At 69.4% G+C, this 26,997-nt stretch carries 25 protein-coding genes; 15 read left to right on the forward strand and 10 right to left on the reverse strand.

The annotated features are described in order from the left end of the window. Nucleotides 1-3: 3 nt before the first annotated feature. Nucleotides 4-1,575: an exopolyphosphatase gene (gene ppx / locus AC1ECW_RS10415; protein ID WP_409706744.1), complete on the reverse strand. Its 1,572-nt coding sequence runs from the start codon at nucleotides 1,573-1,575 to the stop codon at nucleotides 4-6. A 164-nt stretch (nucleotides 1,576-1,739) separates the two neighbouring features. Here ppx and AC1ECW_RS10420 point away from each other — a divergent pair, with 164 nt between their 5' ends. Then, nucleotides 1,740-2,516 carry a ZIP family metal transporter gene (locus tag AC1ECW_RS10420; protein ID WP_409706741.1) on the forward strand — a complete coding sequence of 259 codons (777 nt, stop codon included), beginning with the start codon at nucleotides 1,740-1,742 and terminating at the stop codon, nucleotides 2,514-2,516. Nucleotides 2,517-2,526: 10 nt separating this feature from the next. On the opposite strand, the gene AC1ECW_RS10425 is transcribed toward AC1ECW_RS10420, so the two are convergent. The 5 genes from AC1ECW_RS10425 to AC1ECW_RS10445 form a co-directional block, all read right to left on the reverse strand. Further along, nucleotides 2,527-2,961, reverse strand: coding sequence for a universal stress protein (locus AC1ECW_RS10425; protein ID WP_409706738.1), 435 nt, complete (start codon nucleotides 2,959-2,961; stop codon nucleotides 2,527-2,529). Nucleotides 2,962-3,053: 92 nt separating this feature from the next. After that, complete coding sequence (locus AC1ECW_RS10430) at nucleotides 3,054-3,908, reverse strand: sulfurtransferase (protein WP_409706735.1); 855 nt, start codon at nucleotides 3,906-3,908, stop codon at nucleotides 3,054-3,056. Further along, nucleotides 3,905-4,780 (reverse strand): DMT family transporter, encoded by an 876-nt coding sequence (locus AC1ECW_RS10435; RefSeq protein ID WP_409706750.1) that lies wholly within the window; start codon nucleotides 4,778-4,780, stop codon nucleotides 3,905-3,907. Before AC1ECW_RS10435 ends, AC1ECW_RS10430 begins: the two co-directional genes overlap by 4 nt. Nucleotides 4,781-4,794: 14 nt before the next feature. Further along, entirely contained in the window at nucleotides 4,795-6,561 is a 1,767-nt protein-coding gene (locus AC1ECW_RS10440) for an adenylate/guanylate cyclase domain-containing protein (protein WP_409706732.1), read from the reverse strand. 90 nt (nucleotides 6,562-6,651) lie between these two features. Then, nucleotides 6,652-7,752 carry an aromatic ring-hydroxylating oxygenase subunit alpha gene (locus AC1ECW_RS10445; protein ID WP_409706729.1) on the reverse strand — a complete coding sequence of 367 codons (1,101 nt, stop codon included), beginning with the start codon at nucleotides 7,750-7,752 and terminating at the stop codon, nucleotides 6,652-6,654. 303 nt (nucleotides 7,753-8,055) lie between these two features. On the opposite strand from AC1ECW_RS10445, the gene xseB reads away from it, so the two are divergent. From xseB to dxs, 3 genes are read left to right on the forward strand one after another with little or no spacing between them, the layout of a single operon-like run. Beyond that, nucleotides 8,056-8,304, forward strand: a complete 249-nt coding sequence (gene xseB, locus AC1ECW_RS10450) for an exodeoxyribonuclease VII small subunit (protein ID WP_409706726.1) — start codon at nucleotides 8,056-8,058, stop codon at nucleotides 8,302-8,304. Next, nucleotides 8,301-9,194 carry a polyprenyl synthetase family protein gene (locus tag AC1ECW_RS10455; protein ID WP_409706722.1) on the forward strand — a complete coding sequence of 298 codons (894 nt, stop codon included), beginning with the start codon at nucleotides 8,301-8,303 and terminating at the stop codon, nucleotides 9,192-9,194. Before xseB ends, AC1ECW_RS10455 begins: the two co-directional genes overlap by 4 nt. Next, nucleotides 9,194-11,083 (forward strand): 1-deoxy-D-xylulose-5-phosphate synthase, encoded by a 1,890-nt coding sequence (gene dxs / locus AC1ECW_RS10460; protein WP_409706719.1) that lies wholly within the window; start codon nucleotides 9,194-9,196, stop codon nucleotides 11,081-11,083. Before AC1ECW_RS10455 ends, dxs begins: the two co-directional genes overlap by 1 nt. 14 nt (nucleotides 11,084-11,097) lie before the next feature. On the opposite strand, the gene selD is transcribed toward dxs, so the two are convergent. Beyond that, nucleotides 11,098-12,147, reverse strand: coding sequence for a selenide, water dikinase SelD (gene selD / locus AC1ECW_RS10465; protein ID WP_481201769.1), 1,050 nt, complete (start codon nucleotides 12,145-12,147; stop codon nucleotides 11,098-11,100). An 84-nt stretch (nucleotides 12,148-12,231) separates the two neighbouring features. Here selD and senA point away from each other — a divergent pair, with 84 nt between their 5' ends. Beyond that, nucleotides 12,232-13,434, forward strand: a complete 1,203-nt coding sequence (senA, locus tag AC1ECW_RS10470; protein WP_481201770.1) for a selenoneine synthase SenA — start codon at nucleotides 12,232-12,234, stop codon at nucleotides 13,432-13,434. A 9-nt stretch (nucleotides 13,435-13,443) separates the two neighbouring features. Here senA and AC1ECW_RS10475 read toward each other — a convergent pair whose 3' ends face one another. Next, entirely contained in the window at nucleotides 13,444-14,538 is a 1,095-nt protein-coding gene (locus AC1ECW_RS10475; protein WP_409704047.1) for a substrate-binding domain-containing protein, read from the reverse strand. A 64-nt stretch (nucleotides 14,539-14,602) separates the two neighbouring features. Here AC1ECW_RS10475 and AC1ECW_RS10480 point away from each other — a divergent pair, with 64 nt between their 5' ends. From AC1ECW_RS10480 to AC1ECW_RS10490, 3 genes are all read left to right on the forward strand, one after another. Next, nucleotides 14,603-15,316 (forward strand): ABC transporter permease, encoded by a 714-nt coding sequence (locus tag AC1ECW_RS10480; protein ID WP_481201771.1) that lies wholly within the window; start codon nucleotides 14,603-14,605, stop codon nucleotides 15,314-15,316. A 106-nt stretch (nucleotides 15,317-15,422) separates the two neighbouring features. Beyond that, entirely contained in the window at nucleotides 15,423-16,160 is a 738-nt protein-coding gene (locus AC1ECW_RS10485; protein ID WP_409704086.1) for an ABC transporter ATP-binding protein, read from the forward strand. Then, a complete protein-coding gene (locus tag AC1ECW_RS10490) occupies nucleotides 16,151-16,984 on the forward strand; it encodes an ABC transporter substrate-binding protein (RefSeq protein ID WP_409704049.1) in 834 nt (277 codons plus the stop codon). The genes AC1ECW_RS10485 and AC1ECW_RS10490 overlap by 10 nt, the downstream gene beginning before the upstream one ends. A gap of 7 nt (nucleotides 16,985-16,991) precedes the next feature. Here AC1ECW_RS10490 and AC1ECW_RS10495 read toward each other — a convergent pair whose 3' ends face one another. Continuing rightward, complete coding sequence (locus AC1ECW_RS10495; RefSeq protein WP_409704051.1) at nucleotides 16,992-18,158, reverse strand: sigma-54-dependent Fis family transcriptional regulator; 1,167 nt, start codon at nucleotides 18,156-18,158, stop codon at nucleotides 16,992-16,994. Between the two features lie 305 nt (nucleotides 18,159-18,463). Between AC1ECW_RS10495 and AC1ECW_RS10500 the strand changes: the two genes are divergently transcribed. From AC1ECW_RS10500 to AC1ECW_RS10530, 7 genes are all read left to right on the forward strand, one after another. Then, nucleotides 18,464-18,940 carry a 4Fe-4S dicluster domain-containing protein gene (locus AC1ECW_RS10500; RefSeq protein WP_409704053.1) on the forward strand — a complete coding sequence of 159 codons (477 nt, stop codon included), beginning with the start codon at nucleotides 18,464-18,466 and terminating at the stop codon, nucleotides 18,938-18,940. A gap of 12 nt (nucleotides 18,941-18,952) precedes the next feature. Next, nucleotides 18,953-20,800 (forward strand): aldehyde ferredoxin oxidoreductase family protein, encoded by a 1,848-nt coding sequence (locus tag AC1ECW_RS10505; protein ID WP_409704055.1) that lies wholly within the window; start codon nucleotides 18,953-18,955, stop codon nucleotides 20,798-20,800. Nucleotides 20,801-20,868: 68 nt separating this feature from the next. Continuing rightward, entirely contained in the window at nucleotides 20,869-22,143 is a 1,275-nt protein-coding gene (locus AC1ECW_RS10510; protein WP_409704057.1) for an NAD(P)/FAD-dependent oxidoreductase, read from the forward strand. A gap of 7 nt (nucleotides 22,144-22,150) precedes the next feature. Then, nucleotides 22,151-22,405, forward strand: coding sequence for a sulfur carrier protein ThiS (gene thiS / locus AC1ECW_RS10515; RefSeq protein ID WP_409704059.1), 255 nt, complete (start codon nucleotides 22,151-22,153; stop codon nucleotides 22,403-22,405). A 5-nt stretch (nucleotides 22,406-22,410) separates the two neighbouring features. Continuing rightward, on the forward strand, nucleotides 22,411-22,710 hold the full coding sequence (locus AC1ECW_RS10520) for a hypothetical protein (RefSeq protein WP_409704061.1): 300 nt from the start codon (nucleotides 22,411-22,413) through the stop codon (nucleotides 22,708-22,710). 79 nt (nucleotides 22,711-22,789) lie between these two features. Continuing rightward, nucleotides 22,790-23,665: an SAM-dependent methyltransferase gene (locus AC1ECW_RS10525; protein ID WP_481201772.1), complete on the forward strand. Its 876-nt coding sequence runs from the start codon at nucleotides 22,790-22,792 to the stop codon at nucleotides 23,663-23,665. Nucleotides 23,666-23,711: 46 nt separating this feature from the next. Beyond that, nucleotides 23,712-24,332 (forward strand): ATP-dependent Clp protease proteolytic subunit, encoded by a 621-nt coding sequence (locus AC1ECW_RS10530; RefSeq protein WP_409704065.1) that lies wholly within the window; start codon nucleotides 23,712-23,714, stop codon nucleotides 24,330-24,332. Nucleotides 24,333-24,480: 148 nt separating this feature from the next. On the opposite strand, the gene AC1ECW_RS10535 is transcribed toward AC1ECW_RS10530, so the two are convergent. Continuing rightward, complete coding sequence (locus AC1ECW_RS10535; RefSeq protein ID WP_481201773.1) at nucleotides 24,481-26,997, reverse strand: GspE/PulE family protein; 2,517 nt, start codon at nucleotides 26,995-26,997, stop codon at nucleotides 24,481-24,483.

The raw sequence follows: 26,997 nt of genomic DNA on the forward strand, positions 1-26,997 counted from the left end.
CGTTCAGGCGCGCGTGCGCAGACTCAGCCTGAAGAGTTCGCTGCGTTCCCAGGCAGCCTGCTCCTCGCGCAGCAGGTAGAGCGTGCGAGGATGGGCCTGCGCCCAGCCGGCCTCCATGTTGAGCAAGATGGTGCGGCCGTGGCGGCTGGCGGTGAGGGCCGACAGCACCGGCAGGTTGCGTGCATGGCACAGGATCACCGCCAGTCGCAGGCTCAGGACCTGCAGCGCGAAGGTTTCCTCGCGCAAGGCCTCCTCCAGCTTGCGCAGGCCGCCGCGCTGGCCCATCACCAGGTCGGCCAGGCGGCGCTGTTGCGATTGCGAGAAGCCCGGCGCGTCGACATGGCCCAGCAGGTAGGCGCTGTGGCGGTGGTGGTCGTGGTGAGAGACCATCATGCCCATCTCGTGCAGCGCGCAGGCCCAGTCCAGTTCGCGCTGCACTTCCAGCGGTGCCTGGGGCGCCAGGCTGGCGTGCAAGGTGCGGGCGACGGTCTGCACCCGTTCAGCCTGGAGCCGGTCGATCCCGAAGCGCAGCTGCATCTGCAGGACCGAATCGTCGCGCATGTCGTGAGGGTGCTCGCTGTCCAGGCTGCCGTGCAAGCGGTCCTGGAGGTCGAAGATCACGCCCTGGCGCAAGGCACCCCGGGCCGGCTGCAACGCGACGATACCGAAATGCGTGGCCAGCGTGTAGAGGATCGACAGCCCGCCGCCCAGCACGGCCTTGCGGTCTTCCTTGAGGCCGGGCAGGGACAGGCGCTCGGCGCGGCCGGCGCGAAGGCAGCGTTCCATGCACCAGCGCAGGCCCTCGGGCGTGATCGTGCCGTCGGTCACGCCGTTGGCCAGCAGCAACTGCGACACCGCCCCGACCGTGCCCGACGAGCCCAGCGCCTGCTGCCAGCGCGTGGGGGCGAAGGTCTCCAGGGCCTCTTCCAGCTCGGCGCCAGCGGCCACCTGGGCCTGCCGGAACGCTGTTTCCGTGTAGCGCCCGTCACCGAAATAGCGCAGCGACAGGCTCACGCTGCCGATCTGGAAGGATTCGGCCTGCAGGGGCGAGCGGCCTTCGCCGAGGATCATCTCGGTGGAGCGTCCGCCAATGTCGATGACGAGACGTCGGCCGTCGCTGGGCGGCATCAGCCGCGCCACCCCCACGTAGATGAGGCGGGCCTCCTCGCGCCCGGAGATCACCTCGATCGGATGGCCCAGCACGGTCTGGGCTCGGCGCAGGAAGGCGTCGCGGTTGCGCGCCTCGCGCAGCGTCTGCGTGGCCACGGCCCGCACCTGGCCGGGGCGAAAGCTGCGCAGGCGTTCGGCAAAGCGCGCCAGGCAGGCCAGGCCGCGCAGCGCGGCCTCCTCGGTGAGCATGCCCTGCGCATCCAGCCCGCCGCCCAGGCGCACGGTTTCCTTGATGTAGTCCAGGCGTCGGTATTGCCCGCGCTCGATCTGGCCGATCTCCAGGCGAAAGCTGTTCGAGCCCATGTCGATGGCAGCCAGTGGCGATCCGGCTTCGCCGGGCGCGGCCTCGGGCTGCCGCACGGCAGGTGCGGCCGCATAGGCGGAAGGGGGCGTGGAGGAGATCATGGCCGTGATTGTCCCTGCAAGGGCTGCCGTCGTCACCCCGGGCATCGGGTCGTGCCGGGCCGGCCGCGGCGCCATCTTGACATGATTGATAAGATCGCTGTTGCATCAATGCACAGCGAAGGGCCTGCGGGCCCTTCTTTGCTGTTGTCCACCGTCCCGCTCCCATGACGCTTGCCTACATCGTCCTGGCCACCCTGATCGGTGGTGTCTTGTCCGTCGTCATTGCTGCCAGCCTCACGGTGAGTGTGCTGAGCCGGGTGGTGCGCAGCCTGGTGAGCCTGTCGGCCGGCGTGCTGCTGGGCACGGCGCTGATCCATCTGCTGCCCGAGGCCTTCGAGAGCTCGGCTGGTGCCCACGACCTCTTCCTGACGCTGCTGGGGGGGCTGCTGTTCTTTTTCCTGCTGGAAAAGGTCGAGCTCTACCGCCACGGCCACCATCACGAGGGCGACGGCGACCACCACCACCATGGCTTCGACCACGAGCAGGCCGGCCGCGGCGGCTGGACCGTGCTGGTGGGCGACAGCATCCACAACTTCTGCGACGGCATCATCATCGCCGGCGCCTTCCTCGTGGATGCCCGCCTGGGGGTGGTGACGGCCCTGGCCATCATCGCCCACGAGATTCCTCAGGAGGTGGGCGACTACATCGTGCTGCTCAATGCAGGCTTCTCGCGCGCCAAGGCGCTGCTGTACAACGCCGTCTCGGGCCTGGCGGCGGTGGTGGGTGGGGTGGTCGGCTACTTCGTCGTGAAGCCCTGGGAGGACCTGTTTCCTTACCTGCTGGTGGTGGCCTCGTCCAGCTTCATCTATGTGGCGGTGGCCGACCTGATCCCCCAGTTGCAGCGCAGGCTGTCATGGCGCGAGACGGTGGCCCAACTGCTGTGGCTGGCCGCGGGCCTGGGCCTGATCCTCGTGCTGGTGGACCAGTTCCACGGCCACTGACCCGCCGGAATCAGCGCACCACCAGCACCGGCACGTTGGTGTGCGTCAGCACGCGGTTGGTCTCGCTGCCCAGCAGCAGGGCTTGCACGCCGCGGCGGCCATGCGAAGCCATCACGATCAGGTCGACCTGGTGCTGTTTGGCGTAGTCGACGATGGCTTCCCACACGCTCACCGATTCCACCGTGTGGCCGGTGCAAGGCACGCCCTGGGCGGCGCAGGCCTCCTTGACCGCCGCGACGTTCTTGGCCGCCACCCGTTCCTGTGCATCGAGGAACTCCTGCGGCAGTGTGGGCTGCATCTCCGACATCGCACTGTAGGGATAAGGGTCCTTGACGCTGAGCGTGTAGACCTCGGCGCCGAACTGCTTGGCCAGGCTCACCGCCGTCGCGACGGCGCGCTGGGTGATCTCGGAGCCGTCTGTGGGGACGAGGATGCGCTTGTACATGGTGACCTCCTGTCGATGAGGGATGCCGTCATCTTGCGTATCCCGTACGCAAGCATGTTGATGCATATCAAGCGCAGGGGCAAGGCGGGTTTTCAGCCCCGCTCGACCGGCCGGGTCGGGTCGGCGCACCACTCGCTCCACGAACCCGGGTACAGCGCCGATCCATGCAGCCCGGCGGCTTCCATGGCCAGCAGGTTGTGGCAGGCCGTCACGCCCGAGCCGCACTGGTGTACCACGGCCTGCACGGGCGTGTCACCCAGGAGCGCGCGGAACTCCGCTTGGAGGGCCTGCGCCGGGCGGAAGCGGCCGTCGGCATCGAGGTTGTCCTTGAAGAAGCGGTTGATCGCGCCCGGAATGTGGCCCGCCACCGGGTCCAGTGGCTCGACATCGCCGCGGTAGCGCTCGGGGGCGCGGGCGTCGATCAGGCGTTGCCCCGGCGTGCCCAGGGCCTGCAGGACGGCCTGCGCATCGCGCATCGCCACGGCGGCGGGTCGCAACGGGTAGGCCCGGGGGGCCGGCGGCGCGACGGGCCCGGCCTGCAGCGCTGCGCCGATGGCCTGCCAGGCCGGCAGGCCGCCGTCCAGCACGGCCACGGCTTGGTGTCCCAGCCAGCGCAGCATCCACCAGGCCCGCGCGGCGAACATCGCGCCCTGGCGGTCGTAGACCACCACGGGCGTGTCCGGGCCGATGCCCAACGCGGCGATGCGTGCGGCGAAGTCCTCGCGTGTGGGCAAGGGGTGGCGGCCGTTGCGCCCGGTCTTCGCGCCGCTGAGGTCGCGCTCAAGGTGCAGGTAATGGGCGCCGGGCAGGTGGGCCTGCAGGTAGGCGGCCTCGCCGGCGGCCGGGTCGGCCAGGTCGAAGCTCACGTCGATCAGCACGGGCGCCGGGTCCGACGCCATGGCGGCGCGCAGCGCCTCGGGAGAGATCAGCGGGGTGGGCAGGTTCATGACTCGGTGCTCGTGGTGTGGGGGGGCACGTTCGGTGCCGTCTTGCTGCGCAGGAAGGTGGCGGCGATGCCCGCGACCACGATGAGGATCATGCCGACGACGGCCATCCATGTCACCGGGTCGCGGAAGAGCAGCACGCCATAGAGAAAGGCAAAGACGATACCCAGGTACTGCAGGCTGGCATTGACCAGGGTCTTGCCGGTGGCGTAGGCACGGGTCATCAGCAATTGGGCCACGGTGGCCAGCACGCCGACGGCCAAGAGCAGCGCCACCCCCTCCAGCGTGTGCGAGCTGGCACCGCCAGCCAGCATCGTCAGTGCACCGGCCACCACACCCCCGAGTGAGAAATAGAAGACCACGCGGTACTCGGGCTCGCCGATGCGGCCCAGGGCCGTGACCTGCAGATAGGCCGTGGCCGAGAGCATGCCCGAGATCAGCCCGACCAGGCCGTGCCAGAGTTGTTGGTCGTCGATGGTGGGGCGCAGGATCAGGGCCACGCCGGCAAAACCGGTGAGCACCGCGGCGATGAGCCGGCCGTCGATGCGCGCGCCGCCCATGATGATGGCCCCGCCCAGCAGGAACAGTGCCATCCACACCGAAGACATGTAGTTCAGCGTCATGGCCGTGGCCAGCGGCAGCCCGCCAATGGCATAGAACCACAGGCTCAGGGCGAGCACGCCGCTGACGCTGCGCCAGAAGTGCATGCCGGGCACCGAGGTGCGCAGAGTGCCGCCACGGTGCCAGACCATCAGGGCGATGGTGGTGGCGCCCACGATACCGCGGTAGAACACGATCTCGCCGCTGCTGTAATACGCGGAGGCGTACTTGACGCACACGCCCATCGTGGCGAACAGCAGGGACGACAGGACCATCAGCACAGGGGCACTCACAGGATCTCTTCCTCGGGACGCAACAGGTGGGGGGCGGGCTCGGGCAGTTCTGCCTCCTCGGGCAGGCCCCAGACCGGGATCAGGGTGCCGCGGCCCTTGAGGGCGCGTTCGCCCAGGGGCCGCAGGCATTCACGCACGTGCGGCGGCAGCAGGTCGCGGGTGGCCTGGTTCATGAAGGCCAGCATGCCGCTTTCCAGCCTGGCCAGGCCTTCCAGGCGGGCCGCGACGTTCACGGTGTCGCCCACGACTGTATAGATGCAGCGCTCGGGCGAGCCGATCTGACCGGCCAGCGCGGTACCGCTGGCCAGGCCGATGCCGATCTCCAGCGGTGCGGCGCCATAGCTGGCGCGCTCCCGGTTGAACTCGGCCAGTTCGCGGCGCATCGCCACGGCTGCATAAAGCGCGCGCTCCACCCGATGAGGGTCGGGCGTGGGCGCACCGAAGACCACGACCATCGCATCGCCCATGTAGTTGTTGACGTAACCGCCAAAGCGCTGCACCGCATGGGTCATGCGCGTGAAATGCTCGTTGAGCGTGAGCACCACATCGCGCGGCTTGAGGCCCTCGCACAACTGGGTGAAGCCGCGGATGTCGGAAAACAGCACGGTGACCTCGACCTCGTGCCCGCCGAGCATCAGCTCGCCTTGCACGAGCTGGTCGCGCACCTCGGGCGAGACGAGGCGGCCGAAGACATCGCGCTCGCGCTCGCGCTGCTCGAGCTCACGGCTCATGTGGTTGAAGGACTGGGCCAGCAGGCCCAGCTCGTCGTCGCGCTCCAGCGCCACGTGGGCGTTGAGGTAATGGCCCCTCAAGATGGCGCGTGCCGCACGGGCCACCTCCCGGATCGCCCTCGCCAGCGAACGCGCGAAACGCCAGGCCACCCAGGCGCTCAGCCCCGAAATCACCAGTACCATGAGGCCAAAACGCAGCAGCTCGGCCAGCACCAGCGAGCGGTAAGCATCCAACGACGCCTGGACCTCCACGCTCCAGCCGCTGTCGCCCAGCGGCGAGCGGGCCACCACGGGGCGGGAGCGCGCATCGGCGGCGGCCAGCGCCTCCATCACGGGCAGGGGCTGCACCAACGGCGGCTGACCCGCGATGCGCCGTACCAGCATCAGCCCACGGTCTTGTGCATCGCGCAGCAGGGCCCGCAGCTCGCCGCCGTCCTGGTCGGGCAGTTCCAGCGCCTGGGCCAGCGCGCCGGCGGAGACGCCCACGACCACCCAGCCCTCGACCCCCTCCTGCATCAGGGGGACCCTCACTTCGACGCTGCCGAGGTCCTCCCGGGGGTGCCAGGGCGGCTGCGAGGGGGAGAGCTGGCGTACCGCAGGCGCCTCGCGCACGTGCGGCGGGAGGGTTTGCGCCACGCGGCCTCGTGCGTCCAGCAGCTCGACGCGGTCCACCTCCGGAAAGCTGCGCACCAGTGCCAGCCAATCGCCTCCCAGCGCGTCCAGGCGGGGCAAGGGCTCGGCGAAGGCGTCGTCCTCGCCGGTGCGTTGTCGCAGGCCCGCGGCCATGCCGGGAGAGGTCGCCATCGCCTGCGCCAGCCGCTGCGCCGTCGCCAGCAACTGGGTCACCCGTCCGGCCAGCAGGCTGGCGGTCTGGCGGGCCCGCAGCTCCTGTTCCTCGCGCAGCCGTTGGGCCCCTTCGGTGAGCGTCAGCAACCCGGCGATCACCAGCGGCACGACGGTGAACAGCAGCACAGAGACCGGCAAGGTGCGGCTGAGCGAGCGCTTGTGGGTGTCGGGCGGGGGCGGCGTCACGGGCGTTCGGGGCAGGGAACGTCCGGCATTGTGCGACAGCCGGAAAAAGAAACACCCGGCCGGGGCCGGGTGTGCGATGGCGGGGTCGGGTCAGAGGGCACCGATTTTGTGACGATACCACTCGTGGAAGTGCTGCATGCCGTCTTCCATCGGGCTCTGGTAGGGGCCGACCTCGTTGTCGCCGCGCTCGAGCAGGGCCTTGCGGCCCCAGTCCATGCGCAGCGCGATCTCGTCGTCTTCGACGCAGGTCTCCATGTAGGCGGCACGCTGGGCCTCGACGAACTCGCGCTCGAAGGCGGCGATCTCCTCCGGGTAGAAGAACTCCACCACGTTGAGCGTCTTTTGAGGGCCCTTGGGATGCAGTGTGGACACCACCAGCACATGCGGGTACCACTCCACCATGATGTGGGGGTAGTAGGTCAGCCAGATCGCCCCGTGCGAGGGCGGCTCACCGCCGCGGTAGTTCAGCAGCACCTCATGCCATTTTCGGTACACGTCCGAGCCCGGCTTGCCCAGGGCATTGGCCACACCCACGGTCTGCACCGAGTACTCGCGGCCGAACTCCCAGCGCAGGTCGTCGCAGGTCACGAAGTTGCCCAGGCCCGGATGGAAGGGGCCGACGTGGTAGTCCTCCAGGTAGACCTCGATGAAGGTCTTCCAGTTGTAGTCGCACTCGTGCATCTCGACGTGGTCGAGGACGTAGCCCGAGAAGTCGAATTCCTGCACGGGACCGAGCCCGGCCAGGTCGGCAGCAATGTCGCGGCCGTTGTCCTCGAACAGCAGGCCGTTCCACTCGCGCAGGCGGTAGTTGTTGAGGTTCAGGCACGGGTCCTGCGCGAAGTGCGGCGCGCCCAGCAACTGGCCGTCCAGCGCGTAGGTCCAGCGGTGCAGGGGGCAGACGATCTGGCTCTTGGTGTTGCCGCGCCCGCGCAGCATCACGGCCTGACGGTGGCGGCACACGTTGGAGATCAGTTCGATGCCCCGATGCGAACGCACCAGCGCGCGGCCCTCGCCTTCCTGGGGCAGGGCGTAGTGGTCACCCACCTCGGGTACCGCGAGCGCATGCCCGAGGTACCGCGGACCGCCATGGAAGATGAGCTCCATCTCGCGACGGAACAGTTCGTCGCTGAAATAGGCCGATACCGGCAGTTGCGTGTGGCTTTGCTCAAGGGCAACGCTTAGGTCTGACATGATCCCCAGGATCTCCAAAAACCAATGTCCAACCACCACCCACGGTGGGCCCATCTTCCCCGGCCAGGCTCCAGTGATGCCGTCCATGGCGAAAGCCTCCGTTGGTGTGTGTGCGGGACCTGGGCGGTCCGGGACGGGGCCTGCGGCGGGTAACCTAGCATTTTACCGGCGGGGGGGGGTCCCCCGGCCGGGTGGCCCTACGGCGTGGTGCGGCATGCCGCATCGTGGGGCGGGTGGGGCCTGGCGGTGCGTTGGGCGCACGCCGGCTGCTTGACTACAATCAGAGGCTTTTTCTCACGCCCCATGCCCAAGACCCCGACACCCGCGCCGGCCGCCAGCGCGGCCAGCCACGCCAGCTACGAGGAGGCGCTGGCCGAACTCGAGCGCCTGGTGGCCGAACTCGAGTCCGGGCAGTTGCCGCTGGACCGCCTGCTGCAGACCTACCAGCGCGGGGCGGAGTTGCTGGCCTTTTGCCGCAGCCGGCTCGAAGCGGTGGAGGCCCAGGTCAAGGTCATCGAGGACGGGCAGCTCAAGCCCTGGAACGCGGCATGACCCCGGCACAGTTCCAGGACTGGACGGCCGCTGCGCTGCAGCGCGTGGAGATCGCACTGGACCGCTTCGTGCCGGCCGATGCGCCGGCCGGGCTGGGCGAGGCGATGCGCTACGGCGTGCTCGACGGCGGCAAGCGCTTGCGCGCACTGCTGGTGCTGGCCGCCGCCGAGGCGGTGGGCGGCCATGCGCAGCCGGCGCTGCGGGCGGCCTGCGCGGTGGAGTTGATCCACGCCTATTCGCTGATCCACGACGACATGCCCTGCATGGACAATGACGTGCTGCGCCGGGGCAAGCCCACGGTGCATGTGCGGTTCGGGCAGGCGCAGGCCATGCTGGCCGGCGATGCGATGCAGGGGCTGGCTTTCGAGGTGCTGACGCCCCAGGACGAGGCCGAAGTGCCCCTGCCGCTGCAGGCGCGTCTGTGCGGCCTGCTCGCGCGCGCGGCCGGGCATGCCGGCATGGCGGGCGGGCAGGCCATCGATCTGGCGGCCGTGGGCCGCACGCTGAACGAGGCCGAGCTGCGCCACATGCACCGCTGCAAGACTGGCGCCTTGCTGCACGGCAGCGTGATGATGGGGGCGGTGTGCGGGAGCCCCACGGAAGCTGCGATGCAGGCGCTGTCGGACTATGGCTGGGCCATCGGGCTGGCCTTCCAGGTGGTGGACGACATCCTGGACGTGACCCAGGCCTCCGAGACCCTGGGCAAGACGGCCGGCAAGGACGCCCAGGACGGCAAGCCCACTTACGTCTCGCTGATGGGCCTGGAGGCCGCGCGGCGCCACGCGGACGAGCTGCGCGACCGGGCCCACACCGCGCTGGCGCGCAGCGGCCTGGCCGACACGGCCTGCCTGGCCCGGCTGGCCGAACGCATCGTCGATCGGGAACACTGATGAACCACCCCCTGCTCGAAACCATCCACAGCCCGGCCGATCTGCGGCGGCTGCCCCGCAGCGAGCTCAAGCGCTTGGCGGCCGAACTGCGCGAGTTCGTGCTGCACAGCGTGTCCCAGACCGGGGGGCACCTGTCGTCCAACCTTGGGACGGTGGAGCTCACGATCGCTCTGCACTACGTTTTCAACACGCCCGAGGACCGGCTGGTGTGGGACGTGGGCCACCAGACCTATCCGCACAAGATCCTCACCGGCCGGCGCGAGCGCATGCACACGCTGCGCCAGCTCGGCGGCATCAGCGGCTTTCCGCGCCGCGACGAGAGCGAGTACGACACCTTCGGCACCGCCCATTCGTCCACCTCCATCTCGGCGGCGCTGGGCATGGCCCTGGCGGCCAAGCTCAAGGGCGAGGACCGCCGTGCCGTGGCCATCATCGGCGACGGGGCGATGACGGCCGGCATGGCCTTCGAGGCGCTGAACAATGCCGGTGTACAGCATGCGGTGGGATCGGCCGACATGCTGGTGGTGCTCAATGACAACGACATGTCGATCAGCCCGCCGGTGGGCGCGCTGAACAAGTACCTGGCACGCCTGATGAGCGGCAAGTTCTACGCGGCCGCGCGCGAGGGGGCCAAGGCGGTGCTGAAGAACGCGCCGCCGCTGTTCGAGCTGGCGCGCCGCTTCGAGGAGCATGCCAAGGGCATGGTGGTGCCTGGCACGATCTTCGAGGAGTTCGGCTTCACCTACGTGGGGCCCATCGACGGCCACGACCTCGACGCTCTGATCCCCACGCTGGAGAACCTGCGCGACAAGAAGGGCCCGCAGTTCCTGCATGTGGTCACGAAGAAGGGCTATGGCTACAAGCTGGCCGAGGCCGACCCGATCGCCTACCACGGCCCGGGCAAGTTCGATCCCGCGCGCGGGCTGCAAAAGCCGGCGACACCGCCCAAGACCACGTTCACCCAGGTGTTCGGCCAGTGGCTGTGCGACATGGCCGAGGCCGACCCGAAGCTGGTGGCCATCACGCCGGCGATGCGCGAGGGCTCGGGCATGGTCGAGTTCCACCAGCGCTTCCCGACCCGCTACCACGACGTGGGCATCGCCGAGCAGCACGCCGTCACCTTTGCCGCCGGTCTGGCCTGCGAAGGTCTCAAGCCGGTGGTCGCGATCTACTCCACCTTCTTGCAGCGCGCCTACGACCAGCTCATCCATGACGTGGCGATCCAGAAGCTGCCGATGGTGCTGGCGCTGGACCGCGCCGGCATCGTCGGAGCCGACGGCGCCACCCACATGGGCGCCTTCGACATCGCCTTCCTGCGCTGCATCCCCCACGTGAGCGTGCTCGCCCCGGCCGACGAGAACGAGTGCCGGCAGATGCTCTACACCGCCTACCTGCAGGACCATCCGGTGGCCGTGCGCTACCCGCGCGGCGCAGGCGTCGGTGTCGAGGTGAAGAAGGAGATGACGGCCCTGCCCTTCGGCAAGGGCGAGTTGCGCCGCCGCGGCCAGCGCATCGCCATCCTGGCCTTCGGCCCCTTGCTCTACCCGGCCCTGGCCGCGGCCGAGCGGCTCGATGCCACCGTGGCCAACATGCGCTTCGTCAAACCGCTCGATGCGGCCCTGGTGGAGGAACTGGCCCGCACCCACGATGCCTTGGTGACGGTGGAGGAGGGCTGCGTGATGGGCGGTGCCGGCAGTGCGGTGGCCGAGGCCCTGCATGCGGCGGGTCTGATGGTGCCGGTGCTGATGCTGGGCCTGAAGGACGAATTTGTCGAGCACGGTGACCCGGCCCGGCTGCTGGCCCTGCATGGACTGGATGCCGAAGGCATCGAGCGCTCCATCCTGCAGCGCTTTGGTGCCAAGCTCGAACGGGTCAAGCCGGCGGCCTGAGTGCCGCGCAGCGCTCAGGTCACTACCAGGCGCGGCGGACCCGCCTCGATGCGGCCCACCACCGCCGCGGCCCCGAATCCGTGCCGACGGAAGATGTCCAGCACCTCGTCGACGGCCTGGGGGGCACAGGCCGCCAGCAGCCCGCCGCTGGTCTGCGGATCGGTGAGCAGGGCCCGGTCGGTGTCGGCGAAGCCCTCGGGCAGGTCCACCTCGGCGCCGTAGCTGGCCCAGTTGCGACCCGAGGCCCCGGTGACGAAGCCGCGCGAGGCCAGCTCGCGCACGCCCTCGAGCAAAGGCACTTTCGCCCAGTCGATCACCACCCGGGTGCCGGCCCCTCGCGCCAGCTCCAGGCCGTGTCCGGCCAGGCCGAAGCCGGTGACATCGGTCAGGGCGTGCACGCCGGGCAGTTCCGCCAAATCCATGCCCGGCGTGTTCAGGCGGGTGGTGGTGTCGATCATGCGGCGATAGCCGGCCTCGTCCAGCGCGTCCTTCTTCAGCGCCGCCGAGAGCACGCCCACGCCCAGGGGCTTGCCCAGCACCAACACGTCGCCGGGGTGCGCCCCGGCGTTGCGCTTGACCCGGTCGGGGTGAACCAGCCCGAGCACCACCAGGCCGTAGATGGGTTCGACCGAGTCGATGGTGTGCCCACCGGCGATCGGGATGCCGGCCTGCCGGCACACGCTTTCGCCGCCTTGCAGGATGCGGCCGATGACCTCCAGCGGCAGTACATTGACCGGCATGCCCACGAGACCCAGCGCGAGGATGGGCCGCCCGCCCATGGCATAGACGTCGGAGATCGCATTGGTGGCCGCGATGCGTCCGAAGTCGTGCGGGTCGTCGACGATGGGCATGAAGAAGTCGGTGGTGGCGATCAGGGCCTGGTGGTCGTTGAGACGGTAGACGGCGGCATCGTCGGCCGTCTCGATGCCCACCATCAGCGCCTCGGGCACCGGCAGGCCGCGCGTGCTGCGCAGGATCTCGGACAGCACCCCCGGAGCGATCTTGCAGCCGCAGCCCCCACCGTGGGACAGCGAAGTCAGACGCGGAATGGCACAAGCGGTCATGGATGAAGGCCTCGGGCAGTCGTTCGGGCGCGGGCAGCCCGTGGTGTGACAATGCCCGCATCGGCAATTGTGCGGGAATCGACGATGGTGGACATCGACACACCCTTGTTGCGCCAGCTGGGGCGCGATGCCCTGTCCCTGGCCTTGATCGATGCCCGCAACTGTACGTTGCGCCGCTTCGAGGCCTTCGAGCGGGCCGGCAGGCTGCAGGTGCCCTGCCTGCCCGAACTCGACCCGCCGCTGTGGGTACTGGGCCATGTGGCCTGGTTCCAGGAACACTGGATCGGCCGCAATGTGGAACGCTACCGCGGCGCCCAGGCCGACCCGACCCGGCCGAAGCTGGCCTGCGTCGTGCCGCAGGCCGACGCCTGGTACGACCCCTCGCGCGTGCCGCACGACGAGCGCTGGTCGCTGGTTCTGCCCGATGCCGCCGAGACACGCGCCTACCTGGTGGACACCCTGGAGGCCACGCTCGACCTGCTGGCCGGCGCCCCCGAGACCGACGAGGGCCTGTATTTCTTCCGACTGGCGCTGTTCCATGAGGACAGGCACGCCGAGACCTTCGCCTGCATGGCCCAGACCTTGGGGATCGCGATGCCCGATGTGGCCCCGCCCGAGCCGTGCACCCCGCGCGCTCCGCTGGTGGTGCCGCACTGCCGCTGGACGCTGGGCCGTCCGCGCGGCGAGGGCTTCGTCTTCGACAACGAGAAGTGGGCCCACGAGGTGCGTCTGCCCGAGTTCGAGATCGATGCCCAGCCGGTGAGCTGGGCCCAGTACCTGGAGTTCATCGACGATGGGGGCTACGACGACCCCCGCTGGTGGAGCGAGGCAGGCTGGGCCTGGGTACAGCGCGAGGCGCGCACCGCGCCGCGCCATGTCGAGCAGGTGCGCCACGGCGTGCTGGTGCGACGCTTCGGGGTGCTGACCCAGGTGCCGCTGGCTGCGCCGGCCACGCACGTGAGCTGCCACGAGGCCGAGGCCTGGTGCCGCTGGGCCGGACGGCGCCTGCCCTTCGAGGAGGAATGGGAGGCCGCGCAGGCCCTGGGCCGTCGCCAGGGCCTGCGCAGTGGTGAGGTCTGGGAATGGACGGCCAGCCGTTTCGAACCTTACGCGGGCTTCGAGCCCGATCCCGACCGCGACTACTCGCTGCCCTGGTTTGGCACGCACCGCGTGCTCAAGGGCGGGTCGATGGCCACGCGCGGCAGGCTGAAGGATCCGAAGTACCGCCACTTCCACCTGCCGCACCGCAACGACATCTTCTGCGGCTTTCGCTCCTGCGCCCTGTGAGGCACGGGCTCAGGCCCGGGGCTGCCGGTAGCTCCACCACGGCAGCACCGCGCGCAGGCTGAGCACCTCGCCGCAGCGCTCGGGCGTGTAGCCGGGCAGGGCGGCCAGTTCGGCCTGCCAGGACGGGTCTCGCAGCACCTGCATCAGCCGTTGCACGGCCGGTTGCTCCAGCGACGGGGCGAGCACGGCCAGCACGTAGCGCTCCTGGGCCAGCGGCAGGAAGTCCAGGCCGCGCAGGCGTGCGACGGTCTCGATGCCGAAGCCGGCATCGGCCTGGCCGCTGGCCACGGCCTCGGCCACGGCCGCATGCGAAGGTTCGGTGCGCGCCGCGCTGGACAGCCGGTGCACCGCCAGCCCCGCCTGTGCGCACAGTTCCTCGAACAGCACGCGCGAGCCCGTGCCCGCCGGGCGGATCACGAAGCGCAGGCCGGGGCGGATCAGGTCGGCCAAGCCGTGCAGGCCCAGCGGGTTGCCGCGCGCGACGATCAGGCCCTGGTGGCGCTGCGCGAAGCCGATGAGCTTGTGGCGTCCCGGCCGCAGCCTGGGCCGGTAGGTGCGCGCCGTGGCCGAGCGGCGATCGGCGTCCAGACGCAGATGGAAGCCGGCCACCAAGCAGCGCCCCTCGTTGAGCGCCTCCAGCGCATCGATGCTGCCGCTGAACTGCAAATCCAGGTGCAGGCCCGCGCGGGCCGAGCGCTCGCGCAGGCGCGGCAGGGCCTCATCGTGGCTGGCTTGCAGGCTCAGCACGAGGGCCTGCGCGTCGAAGACCACGGCAAAGGCCCGCTCGAGCTCGCCGCGCAGGGCCTCGATCTGGGGTGTGAGCCTCGCACGGGCGCGGCGCTCGGCCCACAGCAGCTTGTCGCCCAAGGGCGAGAGCTGTGCGCGCTGCCCCTTCACCCACAGCACCAGCGGCTGGCCCAGCTCGGCTTCCCAACGCTTGAGTTCGCCCCACACATGGCGGTAGGAGAGCTTCAGCTCGCGCGCCGCAGCCGAGATGGACCCCCCCCGGTGGATGGCCTCGAGCAGCCGCATCAGCGGGTGATGCAGGTCTTCGACCGGCTCGTCCGGTGCGCACAGCGCATAGCGCAGCGAAATCCTATGCATGGGGCTTCATATCGCCTTGGCGGGAAGGGAGGCCTAGCATAACGAGCATGACCCGATCCTCTGCATGAACACCTTGGCCGACAGCATCGCTCAGGCGATCGCGCTCCTTTTGTCCTTCGACCCGCGCCTGTGGAGTATCGTGGCGCTGTCGCTGCAGGTCAGTGGCGCAGCCAGCCTCATCGCGATGGGGTTGGGGCTGGGGCTGGGCGCCTGGATCGCGGTGAGCCGTTTCGCCGGCCGCCAGGCGGTGCTCGTGCTGCTCAACACCTCGCTGGCCCTGCCGGCGGTGGTGGTGGGGCTGATGGTCTACCTGCTGCTGTCGCGCGCGGGGCCGCTGGGGTCGCTGGGCCTCCTTTTTACGCCCACGGCGATGGTGGTCGCCCAGGTGGTGCTGGTGCTGCCCATCGTCACCGCGCTGGTGCGCCAGCATCTGGAAAGTGCGATGAACGATCACGGCGAGCAGTTGCGCTCGCTCGGGGCGGGGCGCTTGTGCAGTGCCCTGATCCTGGCCTGGGACGAGCGCACGGCGCTGGCCACGGTGGCCCTGGCGGCCTTCGGCCGCGCGATTGCCGAGGTGGGCGCCGTGATGATCGTGGGCGGCAACATCGACGGCGTCACGCGCGTGATGACCACCGCGATCGCGCTGGAGACCAGCAAGGGCGACCTGCCGCTGGCCCTGGGACTGGGGCTGGTGCTGCTGGCGGTGGTGTTGGCGCTGAACGTGCTGATCGCGGCCTTGCGCCAGTGGCGCGAACGGCAGGACGAGGCCGACGCATGAGCGCTCGCGCACGGCTGCTCCGAAGAGAGCGCGTCCTTCCGTCGGGGACGCGGTCACGCAGCAACCGGAGGATCGTGCAGTGAGCGCATCGTCGACGCCTTTGCGCCTGGTGAGCCGCTCGTCGCGCGCGCAGCCGGCCCTGCAGATCGGGCTGGAGGGCGCCAGCGTGCGTTTTGGCGGCAAGACGGCGCTGCACGGCGTGGACCTCAAAGTGCATGCCGGCGAGCGGATCGCCTTCGTCGGGGCCAATGGTTCGGGCAAGAGCACGCTGCTGCGGGTCTTGCATGGGCTGGTGCCGCTGACCGAAGGCCGCCGGTACTGCGGCCGGCGTGAGGACGGACGGGCCTGGCGCCAGGCGATGGTGTTCCAGCGCCCGCACATGCTGCGGCTGAGCGTGCGCCACAACGTGGCCCTGGGCCTGTGGCTGGCCGGTGTGCCCTGGCGTGAATGCGCCGCGCGTGCCGATGAAGCCCTGCGCCGGGTGGGGCTGCACACCCAGGCCGACCGGGCGGCCCGGGTGCTGTCGGGCGGTCAGCAGCAGCGCGTGGCGTTGGCACGGGCCTGGGCCCTGCAGCCCGATGTGCTGCTGCTGGACGAGCCCACCGCCAGCCTGGACCCCTCGGCCAAGCGTGAGGTGGAGGCCTTGATCGAGCAGTTCGCCGGCCAGGGGCTCACCGTGCTGATGAGCTCGCACAACCTGGGCCAGGTGCGGCGCCTGGCCACCCGTGTCGTCTACCTCGAGCAGGGCCGGCTGCTGGCCGATGTCGATGTCGATCGCTTCTTCCACGGCGAGCTGCCGCGACAGGCGCAACTCTTCCTCAAAGGAGAACTGCCATGGCGCTGACACGCGGGCGACTGATTCGCCTGGCCGCCCTCGGGCTGCTGGCCGCCGCAGCGGGCCTGTCGCAGGCTCAGGAGCGTTTCATCGTGATGGCCTCGACGACTTCGACCGAGCAGTCCGGCCTGTTCGCCCACCTGCTGCCGGCCTTCCGGCAGGCCACCGGGATCGAGGTGCGGGTGGTGGCCCTGGGCACCGGCCAGGCGCTGGAGATAGGCCGGCGGGGCGATGCGGATGTTGTCTTCGTGCATGACCAGGACGCCGAGGAGAAGTTCGTCGCCGAAGGCTTCGGCCTGAAGCGCTTTGCGGTGATGTACAACGATTTCGTGCTCGTGGGCCCGAGCAGCGACCCGGCGGGCGTCAGGGGGCGCGACATCGTGGCCGGCTTGCGCAAGGTGGCGGCCGCCGGCGCCCCCTTCATCTCCCGCGGCGACAAGAGCGGCACCCATGCGGCCGAACTGCGCTATTGGAAGGCTGCGGGCATCGATGCGCCCGACACCCGCGTGAGCGGCTACAAGGCCTGCGGATGCGGCATGGGGCCGGCGCTGAACATCGCGTCCGGCAGCCAGGCCTACGTGCTCACCGACCGCGGCACCTGGCTGTCGTTCAGGAACCGCGGCGACCTGGCCGTGTTGGTCGAGGGGGACCGGCGGCTGTTCAACCAATATGGCGTGATCGTGGTCCACCCGGCGCGCCATCCGCATGTGAAGCGCGAGCTGGCGCAGGCCTTCGTCGACTGGGTGGTCTCCGACGCCGGGCAGGCGGCGATCGCGGCCTACCGCATCGGTGGCGAGCCTTTGTTCTTCCCGAACGCGAAGACCGCTCCTTGAGCGGAGGTCAAGCCGGCGAGGTGCCTGCCTTGCGCAGCTTGCGGTACAAGGTGTTGCGCCCGATGCCCAGTTGCCGGGCCGCTTTCGAGACATTGCCGCCAGCGGCGGCGACGGCGCGGCGGATGGTCTCCAGCTCGACGGCCTGCAGCGTGGCCGCCGCAGGAGCGGCGGTGGCGGGCGTCGCCGGCCGCTCGACGAGCGCCGGCGGGGGCATTGCGGCCGTGGGTGCACTGGGCCACAGGGTGGGCCAGTTGAAGAAGGCGCGCAGATAGAGCGCCCGCTCGGGCCGGCCGGGGCACTGCGACGCGACCTTCAGCGGTTCGTCGCCGTGGCGCCGGCAATGGTCGATGACCTCGCCGACGGTGACCCCGAGCACGGCCTGCAGCCCCTGCACCCGCAGGGCCGCGGCACTGAGGCCGAGCTCCTGCAAGGCGGTACGGTTCGCGCCCAGCACAGCCCCGTCGGGGGACACCGCCAGCAGGCCCTCGCGCACCGTGCCCAGCATCTCGGGCCGCGGATGGAAATGCAGCCGCAGCCCCTGGCGGAAGCGGTCGCTGAACCAGTGGTTTTCGATCATCTGGGCCGACAGGCTCACCAGCGCCAGCGTGTGCGGGTGGTAGGAACGCTGGTCGCCGGTCACGTCCAGCACTCCCATCACCTGGCCCGCATGGTCGAAGATGGGGCAGGCCGAGCAGGTCAGGAAGTGGTTGGCCCGCACGAAGTGCTCGCTGCCATGCACTAGCGTGGGCGTCTCGTCGAACAGGGCCGTGCCGATCGCGTTGGTGCCCTTGGTGGCCTCGGACCAGTTCACGCCGGGCGCCAGGGCGATCTGCTGGGCCTTTTCCATGAAGCCGTCGTCGCCCAGGCTGTGCAGGATGGTGCCCTGGCTGTCGGTGAGCACCACCAGGCTGCGGGTGAAGACGATCTGCTCGAACAGCATCTCCATCACCGGCACCGCATGTCGCCACAGCCGCTGGTTGCGCTCGCGCATCTCGCGCAGGCGGGTCTGGGGCACGGGGCTCAGGTCCGGCACGGCACGGGCGTCCACGCCCAGGGCGGCGCAGCGTTCGTGGCTGCGCGCAATCGCGCTGTCGTGGGCGGCTGGCACCAGGGCCGAGCCGGTGGGTGCCCAGGGCTCGCGGGAGCGTCCGGCGGGGCTGTCGAACGGGGGCATGGCGTCTCCTGGCCTTCGGGTCGGGCGTGTCGCCCGCGGCGGCGATCGCCGGGCCCCGGCCGCGACACGGCGGCCGGAGGCGATCACCGCCTGCCAGTGTGGCACCGGGGGGGCGGCTTGCCAAGGCGGGGCCGCCCGGGGGCAGGTGTCCCAGCCTGGAACAGCGGCCGCGCCGGACCCCCCGGAAAACCCGGGTTAGGCCTAGGTTTGCAGCCTCGCGGCCTCGGAAGAAGATTGCATCGCACCGGACCAGGGCGCGGCCATGCCGCGCCGCACGAACCCACCAGCCAACCGAAAGGCGAGCCATGCAAAAGGTTCTGCACATCAATCCCGAGAAGTGCACCGGCTGTCTGCAATGCGAGATGGCCTGCAGCTTCGAGAACTACGGGGTGTATGCGACGTCCAAGTCGCGCATCAAGGTCTTCGACTTCCACCACACCGGCCGCAAGGTGCCCTACACCTGCACACAGTGCGACGAGGCCTGGTGCCTGCATGCCTGCCCGGTGGAGGCCATCACGATCGACAAGATGACCGGCGCCAAGGTGGTGAGCGAAACCACCTGCGTGGGGTGCAAGGTCTGCACCATCGCCTGCCCCTTCGGCACCATCAACTACGTGCAGGAGACCGGCAAGGTCCAGAAATGCGATCTGTGCGGCGGCAAGCCGGCCTGTGCCGAAGCCTGCCCCACCCAGGCCATCACCTTCGTCGATGCCAACTGGACCGGCCTGGACCGCATGAAGGCCTGGGCCGACAAGCTCGGCAACCAACCGGCAGCCGCCTGAAAGGAGTGCATCATGTCCTGGGCTGGCAAGATCCTGCGCGTGAACCTCACCACCGGTGAGTGCAAGAGCGAACCGCTGAACATGACCTGGGCCAAGCAGTACCTGGGTTCGCGTGGCCTCGCATCGAAGTACCTGACCAGCGAGATCGACCCGAAGGTCGATCCGCTGTCGCCGGACAACAAGATCATCTGGGCCACCGGCCCGCTGACGGGCACGATGGCCTCCACCGGCGGGCGCTATACGGTGGTCACCAAGGGGCCGCTGACCGGCGCCATCGCCTGCTCGAACTCGGGCGGCTACTGGGGCGCCGAGCTGAAGATGGCCGGCTGGGACATGGTCATCTTCGAGGGCCGGTCACCCAAGCCCGTCTATCTGTCCATCGAAGACGACAAGGCCGAGCTGCGCGATGCCGCCCATCTGTGGGGCAAGTCGGTGTGGGAGACCGAGGAGATCATCAAGAAGCAGCACCAGGACCCGCTCACCCGCATCTCCAGCATCGGGCAGGCGGGCGAGAACCTGGTCCTGTTCGCCGCGGTGGTCAACGACCTGCACCGCGCTGCCGGCCGCTCCGGCGTGGGCGCGGTGATGGGCAGCAAGAACCTCAAGGCCATCGCCGTGCGCGGCACCAAGGGCGTGGGCAACATCGCCAACCCCAAGGAGTTCATGAAGGTCACCTTCGAGAAGAAGAAGATCCTCGCCGACAACGCCGTCACCGGCCAGGGCCTGCCCACCTATGGCACCCAGGTGCTGATGAACGTGATCAACGAGGTGGGGGCGCTGCCCACGCGCAACCACCGTGACAGCCAGTTCGAAGGGGCCAAGGACATCTCGGCCGAGGCCATGGCCACGCCGCGCAAGAGCGATGGCAAACCCCAGCTCGTGACCAACCAGGCCTGCTTCGGCTGCACCATCGCGTGCGGTCGCATCAGCAAGATCGACCAGACCCACTTCTCGGTGGAGAACAAGCCGCAGTACTGGGGGGCCTCCGGCGGCCTGGAGTACGAGGCGGCCTGGGCGCTGGGCGCAGCCAACGGCGTGAACGACCTGGAGGCGCTGCAGTATGCCAACCTGATCTGCAACGAACAGGGCATGGACCCGATCTCCTTTGGCGCCACCATCGGTGCGGTGATGGAGCTCTACGAGATGGGCGTGCTCAAGAAGGAGCAGATCGGCATCGAGGCGCCCTTCGGCTCGGCCAAGGCCCTGTGCGAGCTGGCCGACATGACGGCCAAGGGCGTGGGCTTCGGCAAGGAGATCGGGCAGGGCAGCAAGCGGCTTTGCGCGAAGTACGGCCATCCCGAGCTGTCGATGAGTGTCAAAGGCCAGGAGTTCCCAGCCTACGATGCCCGCGGTATCCAAGGCATGGGCCTGACCTATGCCACCAGCAACCGCGGAGCCTGCCACCTGCGCAGCTACACCGTGGCCTCCGAGATCCTGGGCATCCCGATGAAAACCGACCCGCTGGTGGCCGATGGCAAGCCCGAGCTGGTCAAGGCCTTCCAGGACGCCACGGCCGTGTTCGACTCCGCCGGTATCTGCATCTTCACCAGCTTCGCCTGGGGCCTGGCCGATGTGCAGCCGCAGGTGGCCGCGGCCTGTGGCGAGGAGTTCACGCTGGAATACCTCAACGAGGTGGGCGAGCGCATCTGGAACATGGAGCGCGACTTCAACAACCGGGCCGGCTTCACCGCCAAGGACGACACCCTGCCGCCGCGTCTGCTCAACGAAGGGGCCAAGACCGGACCGGCCAAGGGTCTGACCAGCAAGCTGCCCGAGATGCTGCCCAAGTATTACGAGGTGCGCGGCTGGACACCCGATGGCCAGCTCAAACCGGAGACGCGCGCCCGCCTGGGCCTGTGACCCCGGCTGTCTGACCCCGTGGGGCGGCCCAGCGCGCTGGCGCCGCCCCTTGTTTTTTGGAGCCTTTCATGAAGCACGTCATCCTCGGCGCCGGCCCGGCCGGCGTGATCGCCGCGGAGACCTTGCGCAAGCACGCCCCGCGCGACGAGATCGTCCTGATCGGCGACGAGCGCGAGCCACCGTACTCGCGCATGGCCATTCCCTACCTGCTGATCGGCAACATCGGCGAGCCGGGCACCTACCTGCGCAAGGCCCCCGATCACTTCCAGCGCCTGAACATCCAGGTGCGCCAGCAGCGCGCCAAGCGGCTCGACGCAGCCGCGCGCCGCCTCACGCTCGATGACGACAGCGTGCTTGGCTTCGACACCTTGCTGATCGCCACCGGCTCCAGCCCGGTGCGCCCGCCCATCCCCGGCATGAACCTGCCCGGCGTGCATCCCTGCTGGACGCTGGAGAACGCGCGCGCCATCGAGCGCCTGGCGGTCAAGGGTGCACGTGTGCTGCAGATGGGCGCCGGCTTCATCGGCTGCATCATCATGGAGGCCTTGGCCATGCGGGGCGTGCAGCTCACGGTGGTGGAAATGGGCGATCGCATGGTGCCGCGCATGATGGGGCCCACGGCCGGTGGCATGATCAAGCGCTGGGTGGAATCCAAGGGGGTGACGGTCTTCACCGGCACGCGCGTGGAGGCCATCGAGAGCGGCACGCCGCTGAAGGTGCGTCTGTCCAACGGACAGCACCTGAGCGTCGATCTCGTGATCAGCGCCACCGGCGTGAAACCCAACATCGGCTTCCTCGAGAACTCGGGTGTGACTTGCCTGCAGGGGGTGTTGACCGATGAGCACATGCGCACCAACGTCCCGGGCATCTATGCCGCCGGCGACTGCGCCGAGGCGCTGGACCTGGTGACGGGCCGGCCCATCGTCAGCGCGATCCAGCCCAACGCGGCCGACCAGGCCTACGTCGCAGCGATGAACATGGCCGGCAAGGCGGCCGTGCTCAAAGGCGTGACGCAGATCAACGTGCTTGACACTCTGGGGCTCATCAGCACGAGCTTCGGGGACTGGCAAGGGGTGCCGGGGGGTGATCGGGTGGAACTCACCGACGAGGCCGGCTGGAAGCACCTGAGCCTGCAGTTCGACGGGGATCGTCTGGTGGGCTGCAACAGCATCGGCTGGACCGACCATGTGGGGGTGATGCGCGGCCTGGTGGAAGGCCGGGTGCGCCTGGGCGCGTGGAAGGACCGCCTGCTGCGCGAGCCCACGCGGCTGATGGAGGCCTACCTCGCCTGCGCGCAGTCGCAGCACCAGTGGCAGGCGGCCCGGCTGAAAGCCGCGGCATGATGTGCCCATGAAGATCACCTTCAAGCTCTACGCCACACTGACCGATTACCTGCCGCCGCAGGCGCGCAGCGACAACCGCATCGAGCTCGATGTGGATCCGCAGGCCACGATCGAGCAGATCGTGGCCCCGTTCAACCTGCCGATGAAGCTCGTGCACCTGGTGCTGGTCAACGGCGTCTTCGTGCCGCCGCAGGAGCGCTCCACCCGCCGCCTGCAGGAGGGCGACGTGCTGGCGATCTGGCCCCCCATCGCCGGGGGCTGAGGGCCATGCAGTCGCACTATCCCGAGTGCTTCGAGCGGGAGATGGGCTGCACCGAGGCCGAATGGCTGGGATGGCTGCCGGGCGCGGTCGCCCAGGCCGCGCTGCGGCTCCAGCCGGGACGGGCGCAGGTGGCGCTTGGCGCCGGCTGCCTGCATCTGCGCTGGCAGCCCCTGCCGCCGCGGCGGATCGCGCTGGTGCAATTGCCGCGCCTGTTCGTGTCCTTCCGCTTCGAGGGGGTGGGGCCGGCGCAGCGACAGGCCTTCATGCGCCACTTTGACTTGTACATGCAGCGCGGCGGGGGATGAGGCCGGCGCCGGCCCGCCTGCTGCACGCGGCCGGCTTGGTATGGTGGCGGCTGTCGAGCATCACCCTGCGGGTTCCTCCATGTCCGTCCTGTCCCTCGTGCTGCGCCGCCTGCGCGCGGCGATCCCCGGTCTTCTCGCCGTCGCTGGCTGGGTGCCGATGGCCCCGGTGCATGCCGCCGACGAGGTGCCCTTCATCACCACCCCCGACCACGTGACCCAGGCGATGCTGGAGCTCGCCCGAGTAGGGCCGGACGATTTCCTCGTCGATCTCGGCTCGGGCGATGGCCGCATCGTCATCACCGCGGCACGCCGCTTCGGGGCCCGCGGTCTGGGGGTGGAGATCGTGCCGGAGCTGGTGGCCCGCAGCATCGTGAATGCGCGCCAGGCCGGCGTGGCCGACCGCACCGAGTTTCGTGTGCAGGACCTGTTCCACACCGACCTGTCGCATGCCAGCGTGGTCACGATGTACCTGCTGCCCGAGGTCAATCTGGCGCTGCGGCCGCGGCTGGAGCAACTGGCCCCCGGCACCCGCATCGTTTCGCACGACTGGGACCTGGGCGATTGGCTGCCCGATGAGAGCCGCACCCTGGACGTGCCCGACAAACCGGTGGGCCGCGAGAAGCTCAGCCGCTTGTACCTGTGGGTGGTGCCGGCGCGGGTGGAGGGGCTGTGGTGCGGTCTCGGCGACGGACGAGGCCTGACGCTGAGCCTGCGCCAGCGCCATCAGGTGTTCGATGCCACCTTGGGCCGCGAGGGCCGGGCGGCATTGGGACTGGTGGGGCGTATCCACGGGCGGTGGCTCGCCGCGCTGCAGGCAGGACGCGGCACGGACGGGACGTGGCGCTGGTCGCTCGAAGGCGGGCAGCTTCACCTGGTGCACTCCGGCGATGCCGCCTGGGCACGCACGGGCCTGCGGTTCGAGCGCGCCGGCGGCGCCGGCTGCAGTGCGCCCTGATGCGCTATCGTTGCAGGAATTCCTGTGTGCAGAGGAACCGACGACCATGCATCCTTTCTTCCTTGCGAACGACCCCGTGCGGGGCGGTGAACCGGGCGACAAGGCCGAGAAGTCCGACAAGGCGGGCAACCTCGCCGAGCGTCTGGTTTTCCAGTCGCGCTTCATCCTGGTCTTTGGCGAGATCAATCCGGCCGTCGCGCGCACGACCTGCGAGAAGCTGATCGCGATGGCGCAGGAGTCCGATGCCCCGATCCACGTGCTGGTGTCCTCGCCGGGCGGCCATGTGGAGTCGGGCGATGCCATCCACGACATGATCCGCTTCGTGCGTGCACCGGTCACCACCATCGGTACCGGCTGGGTGGCCAGTGCCGGCACGCACATCTTCCTGGCCGCGCCCAGGGAGCGCCGTGTGTGCCTGCCCAACACGCGCTTCATGATCCACCAGCCCGGCGGCGGCGCTGGCGGCCAGGCCACCGACATCGCCATCCAGGCGCGCGAGATCCTGCGCATCCGCGAGCGCATCGCCCGCCACACCGCGGCGGCCACCGGGCAACCGCTGGAGAAGGTGCAGGCCGACATGGAGCGCGACTATTGGATGAACGCGCAGGAGGCGATCGACTACGGCATCGTCTCGCGCATCATCGAGCGCTACACGGAGCTGGGCTGAACGCCGCAAGGCGCCTGGTCGTGCTCGCGCACGCCGTGCCGGCGCAACACCTGTGCCTGGCCGGCCTGACCCGGCTCGCGTGGGGTGCAGTGCTCGGCCGAGGGTGTGCGTGAGTGTTAGCCGCTGGCTGGGTTGAGGTTCAGGCCACCTATGCGGTGCTGGTGGCGCGCACCTCGGCCAGCGTGGTCACGCCGGCCAGCACCTTGAGGATGCCGTCCTGTCGCAGGGTGCGCAGCCCCTCGGACAGGGCCTGGCGCAACAGGGTGTCGGCGCGCGCGCCGGTCTGGATCAGGTGGCGCAACTCGCGGCTGACCACCATCAGCTCATGCAGGCCCGCCCGGCCCCTGAAGCCGGTGTGGTTGCATTTTTCGCAGCCGGGGCTGTCGTGGTGCATCAGGCGGCCGTCACGGCCGTGGCGCTCGATCCAGCCGTTCAGCACGGCTTCGCGCGTGAAGCGCGGGTCGTCCTTCGGGCACACGTGCAGGTAGTCGGCCAGCAGTTCCTCGACTTCCTCGGCGGTGGCGGGGCGGCTGGTGCGGCATTCGTTGCACAGCCGGCGCACCAGGCGCTGCGCCAGCACGGCCAGCAGCGAGTCGGCGAAGTTGAAGGGGTCCATGCCCATGTCGAGCAGGCGCGTGACGGTCTCCGGTGCGCTGTTGGTGTGCAGGGTGGACAGCACGAGGTGTCCGGTGAGCGAGGCCTCGATCGCGATCTGCGCGGTTTCCTGATCGCGGATCTCGCCGACCATGATCACATCGGGGTCGGCGCGCAGGAAGGCGCGCAGGGCCTTGGCAAAGGTCCAGTCGATCTTGGGGTTGACCTGCACCTGGCGCAACCCGGGCTGGGTGATCTCCACCGGGTCCTCGGCCGTCCAGATCTTTCGTTCGGGCACGTTGATGTAGCTCAACGCCGAATGCAGCGTGGTGGTCTTGCCCGAGCCGGTGGGGCCCACGCACAGCACCAGGCCGTGCGGGCGCTCCATCGCCTGCTGCAGTCGCTCGAGGTTGTCGCTGGCCAGGCCGAGCTGGTCCAGCGGGATGGGCTTGGCCGAGGCCAGGATGCGCATCACCACGTCTTCGAGGTTGTTGTTCGTGGGGATGGTGGCCACACGAAGCTCAAGCCGGTGCCCGGGCATGAAGCGGGCGAAGTTGATCTTCCCGTCTTGCGGCTTGCGGCGCTCGGAGATGTCGAGGTCGCACATGATCTTGATGCGCGCGACCAGGGCATTGCGGTAGGTGTGGGGCAGTTCCAGATAGGGTTGCAGCAGGCCGTCCTTGCGGAAGCGCACCTTCACCTTCTCGCGGCCCGGGTAGCATTCGATGTGGATGTCGGAGGCCCCCTGCTGATGCGCATCGACGATCATCGTGTTGATCAGTCGCACCAGCGAATTGTCCGACTGCTCGATCAAGGGCTCGTCGATCCCCTCGTCGGCGGCTGCGGGGCTGTCCTTCTCCAGCGATTCGACAAGACGACCGGCCGTGTCGGGCTCGAACTCGATCGGCGCGAGTTGTGCGTGCAGCGACCACACGTCGCTGCCGATCTTCTCGTAGGCCTGGCGGATCGCCAGACCCAGGCTGCCCACCCGGGCCAGGGCGGGCACGATCTTGAGCTGGCTGACGAACTCCAGTTCCTCCAGGGCCTCGCGCTGCGAGGGATCTTCCATCGCCACGGCGAGCCGCCCGTCCCACAGCAGCAGCGGCAGCACCTCCAGGCGCGAGGCCATCGCGAAGGGGATCTTGCGCAGCGCCTCCACGTCGGTGGGGAAGTTCGTCACGTCCACCAACGGATAGCCCATCTTGTGGGCCAGCGCGGTCTGCAGATCCTGGCGCGAGACCAGTTGCATGCGCACCAGCAGCTCGCCCAGCGGCACGCTGCGGTCTGAGCGTTGCTGCGCCAGGGCCTCTTCGAGCTGCGCCGGCGTGATCATGCCCAGCGACACCAGGGCCTCGCCGATGCGCATCATCGGCATGCGCGCTTGCTGTTCGAGGGCGGCCTTGAGCTGCTCGGGCTCGACGATCTGTCGAGTGAGCAAGATGTCGCCGAGCTTGCGCTCGCGCAGGGCCTCTTGCTCGCGCACGGCCTGCTCGACTTGCTCGGCCGTGGCGGCCCGGTGCGAGACGAGCACGTCGCCGATGCGTGGACCGAGCTCGACGCGCTCATAGGCCGAGCGCGGCACGAACAGCCGGTGCACGCCCCCGTGCTCGTCCACCGGCGGGAAGAGGAACAGCCCGGCGTCGGTCTCCACATGGCCCACCGTCTCGCCGGTCAGCGCCTGGCCCTGGCGCATGTGCACGCGGTAAGGGGTGCGTGGGCGGGCATCGAGCAGCCCGGCGCGGTTGTCCTGCTCGTCCAGAGGCTGGGCCGGCAGCACCTCGCGCAGGGTCAGGGTGCGGAACTGCTCGAAGCGCAGCGACATCGTCGTGCGTGCCGGCGGCACTTGCACATAGGCCACCCGCTCCTCGGGCACGAAGAAGATGAGCCGGCCCGACAGGAGCCGCTGGTTCAGGCCCTCGATGTCACATGCGATCGGCTGCTGCTGTTCCTGTGCGGCCGGGTAGGCGGCAAAGGGCGGGGTGGGCCAGCGGAAGGCGGCATGCCGGGACTTCTCACGTGCAGGCACAGCGGGCGCCTCGTGCAAGGGCATCGGGAGGGTGTCGGTCGTCAT

It is taken from the genome of Caldimonas hydrothermalis (assembly GCF_056746695.1).

What these genes read in the sequence shown, in the direction of transcription:
- ppx (WP_409706744.1), bottom strand. Translation starts at nt 1,575, where the DNA reads ATGATCTCCTCCACGCCCCCTTCCGCCTATGCGGCCGCACCTGCCGTG.
- AC1ECW_RS10420 (WP_409706741.1), top strand. Translation starts at nt 1,740, where the DNA reads ATGACGCTTGCCTACATCGTCCTGGCCACCCTGATCGGTGGTGTCTTG.
- AC1ECW_RS10425 (WP_409706738.1), bottom strand. Translation starts at nt 2,961, where the DNA reads ATGTACAAGCGCATCCTCGTCCCCACAGACGGCTCCGAGATCACCCAG.
- AC1ECW_RS10430 (WP_409706735.1), bottom strand. Translation starts at nt 3,908, where the DNA reads ATGAACCTGCCCACCCCGCTGATCTCTCCCGAGGCGCTGCGCGCCGCC.
- AC1ECW_RS10435 (WP_409706750.1), bottom strand. Translation starts at nt 4,780, where the DNA reads ATGGTCCTGTCGTCCCTGCTGTTCGCCACGATGGGCGTGTGCGTCAAG.
- AC1ECW_RS10445 (WP_409706729.1), bottom strand. Translation starts at nt 7,752, where the DNA reads ATGTCAGACCTAAGCGTTGCCCTTGAGCAAAGCCACACGCAACTGCCG.
- xseB (WP_409706726.1), top strand. Translation starts at nt 8,056, where the DNA reads ATGCCCAAGACCCCGACACCCGCGCCGGCCGCCAGCGCGGCCAGCCAC.
- AC1ECW_RS10455 (WP_409706722.1), top strand. Translation starts at nt 8,301, where the DNA reads ATGACCCCGGCACAGTTCCAGGACTGGACGGCCGCTGCGCTGCAGCGC.
- dxs (WP_409706719.1), top strand. Translation starts at nt 9,194, where the DNA reads ATGAACCACCCCCTGCTCGAAACCATCCACAGCCCGGCCGATCTGCGG.
- selD (WP_481201769.1), bottom strand. Translation starts at nt 12,147, where the DNA reads ATGACCGCTTGTGCCATTCCGCGTCTGACTTCGCTGTCCCACGGTGGG.
- senA (WP_481201770.1), top strand. Translation starts at nt 12,232, where the DNA reads ATGGTGGACATCGACACACCCTTGTTGCGCCAGCTGGGGCGCGATGCC.
- AC1ECW_RS10475 (WP_409704047.1), bottom strand. Translation starts at nt 14,538, where the DNA reads ATGCATAGGATTTCGCTGCGCTATGCGCTGTGCGCACCGGACGAGCCG.
- AC1ECW_RS10480 (WP_481201771.1), top strand. Translation starts at nt 14,603, where the DNA reads ATGAACACCTTGGCCGACAGCATCGCTCAGGCGATCGCGCTCCTTTTG.
- AC1ECW_RS10490 (WP_409704049.1), top strand. Translation starts at nt 16,151, where the DNA reads ATGGCGCTGACACGCGGGCGACTGATTCGCCTGGCCGCCCTCGGGCTG.
- AC1ECW_RS10495 (WP_409704051.1), bottom strand. Translation starts at nt 18,158, where the DNA reads ATGCCCCCGTTCGACAGCCCCGCCGGACGCTCCCGCGAGCCCTGGGCA.
- AC1ECW_RS10500 (WP_409704053.1), top strand. Translation starts at nt 18,464, where the DNA reads ATGCAAAAGGTTCTGCACATCAATCCCGAGAAGTGCACCGGCTGTCTG.
- AC1ECW_RS10505 (WP_409704055.1), top strand. Translation starts at nt 18,953, where the DNA reads ATGTCCTGGGCTGGCAAGATCCTGCGCGTGAACCTCACCACCGGTGAG.
- AC1ECW_RS10510 (WP_409704057.1), top strand. Translation starts at nt 20,869, where the DNA reads ATGAAGCACGTCATCCTCGGCGCCGGCCCGGCCGGCGTGATCGCCGCG.
- thiS (WP_409704059.1), top strand. Translation starts at nt 22,151, where the DNA reads ATGAAGATCACCTTCAAGCTCTACGCCACACTGACCGATTACCTGCCG.
- AC1ECW_RS10520 (WP_409704061.1), top strand. Translation starts at nt 22,411, where the DNA reads ATGCAGTCGCACTATCCCGAGTGCTTCGAGCGGGAGATGGGCTGCACC.
- AC1ECW_RS10525 (WP_481201772.1), top strand. Translation starts at nt 22,790, where the DNA reads ATGTCCGTCCTGTCCCTCGTGCTGCGCCGCCTGCGCGCGGCGATCCCC.
- AC1ECW_RS10530 (WP_409704065.1), top strand. Translation starts at nt 23,712, where the DNA reads ATGCATCCTTTCTTCCTTGCGAACGACCCCGTGCGGGGCGGTGAACCG.
- AC1ECW_RS10535 (WP_481201773.1), bottom strand. Translation starts at nt 26,997, where the DNA reads ATGACGACCGACACCCTCCCGATGCCCTTGCACGAGGCGCCCGCTGTG.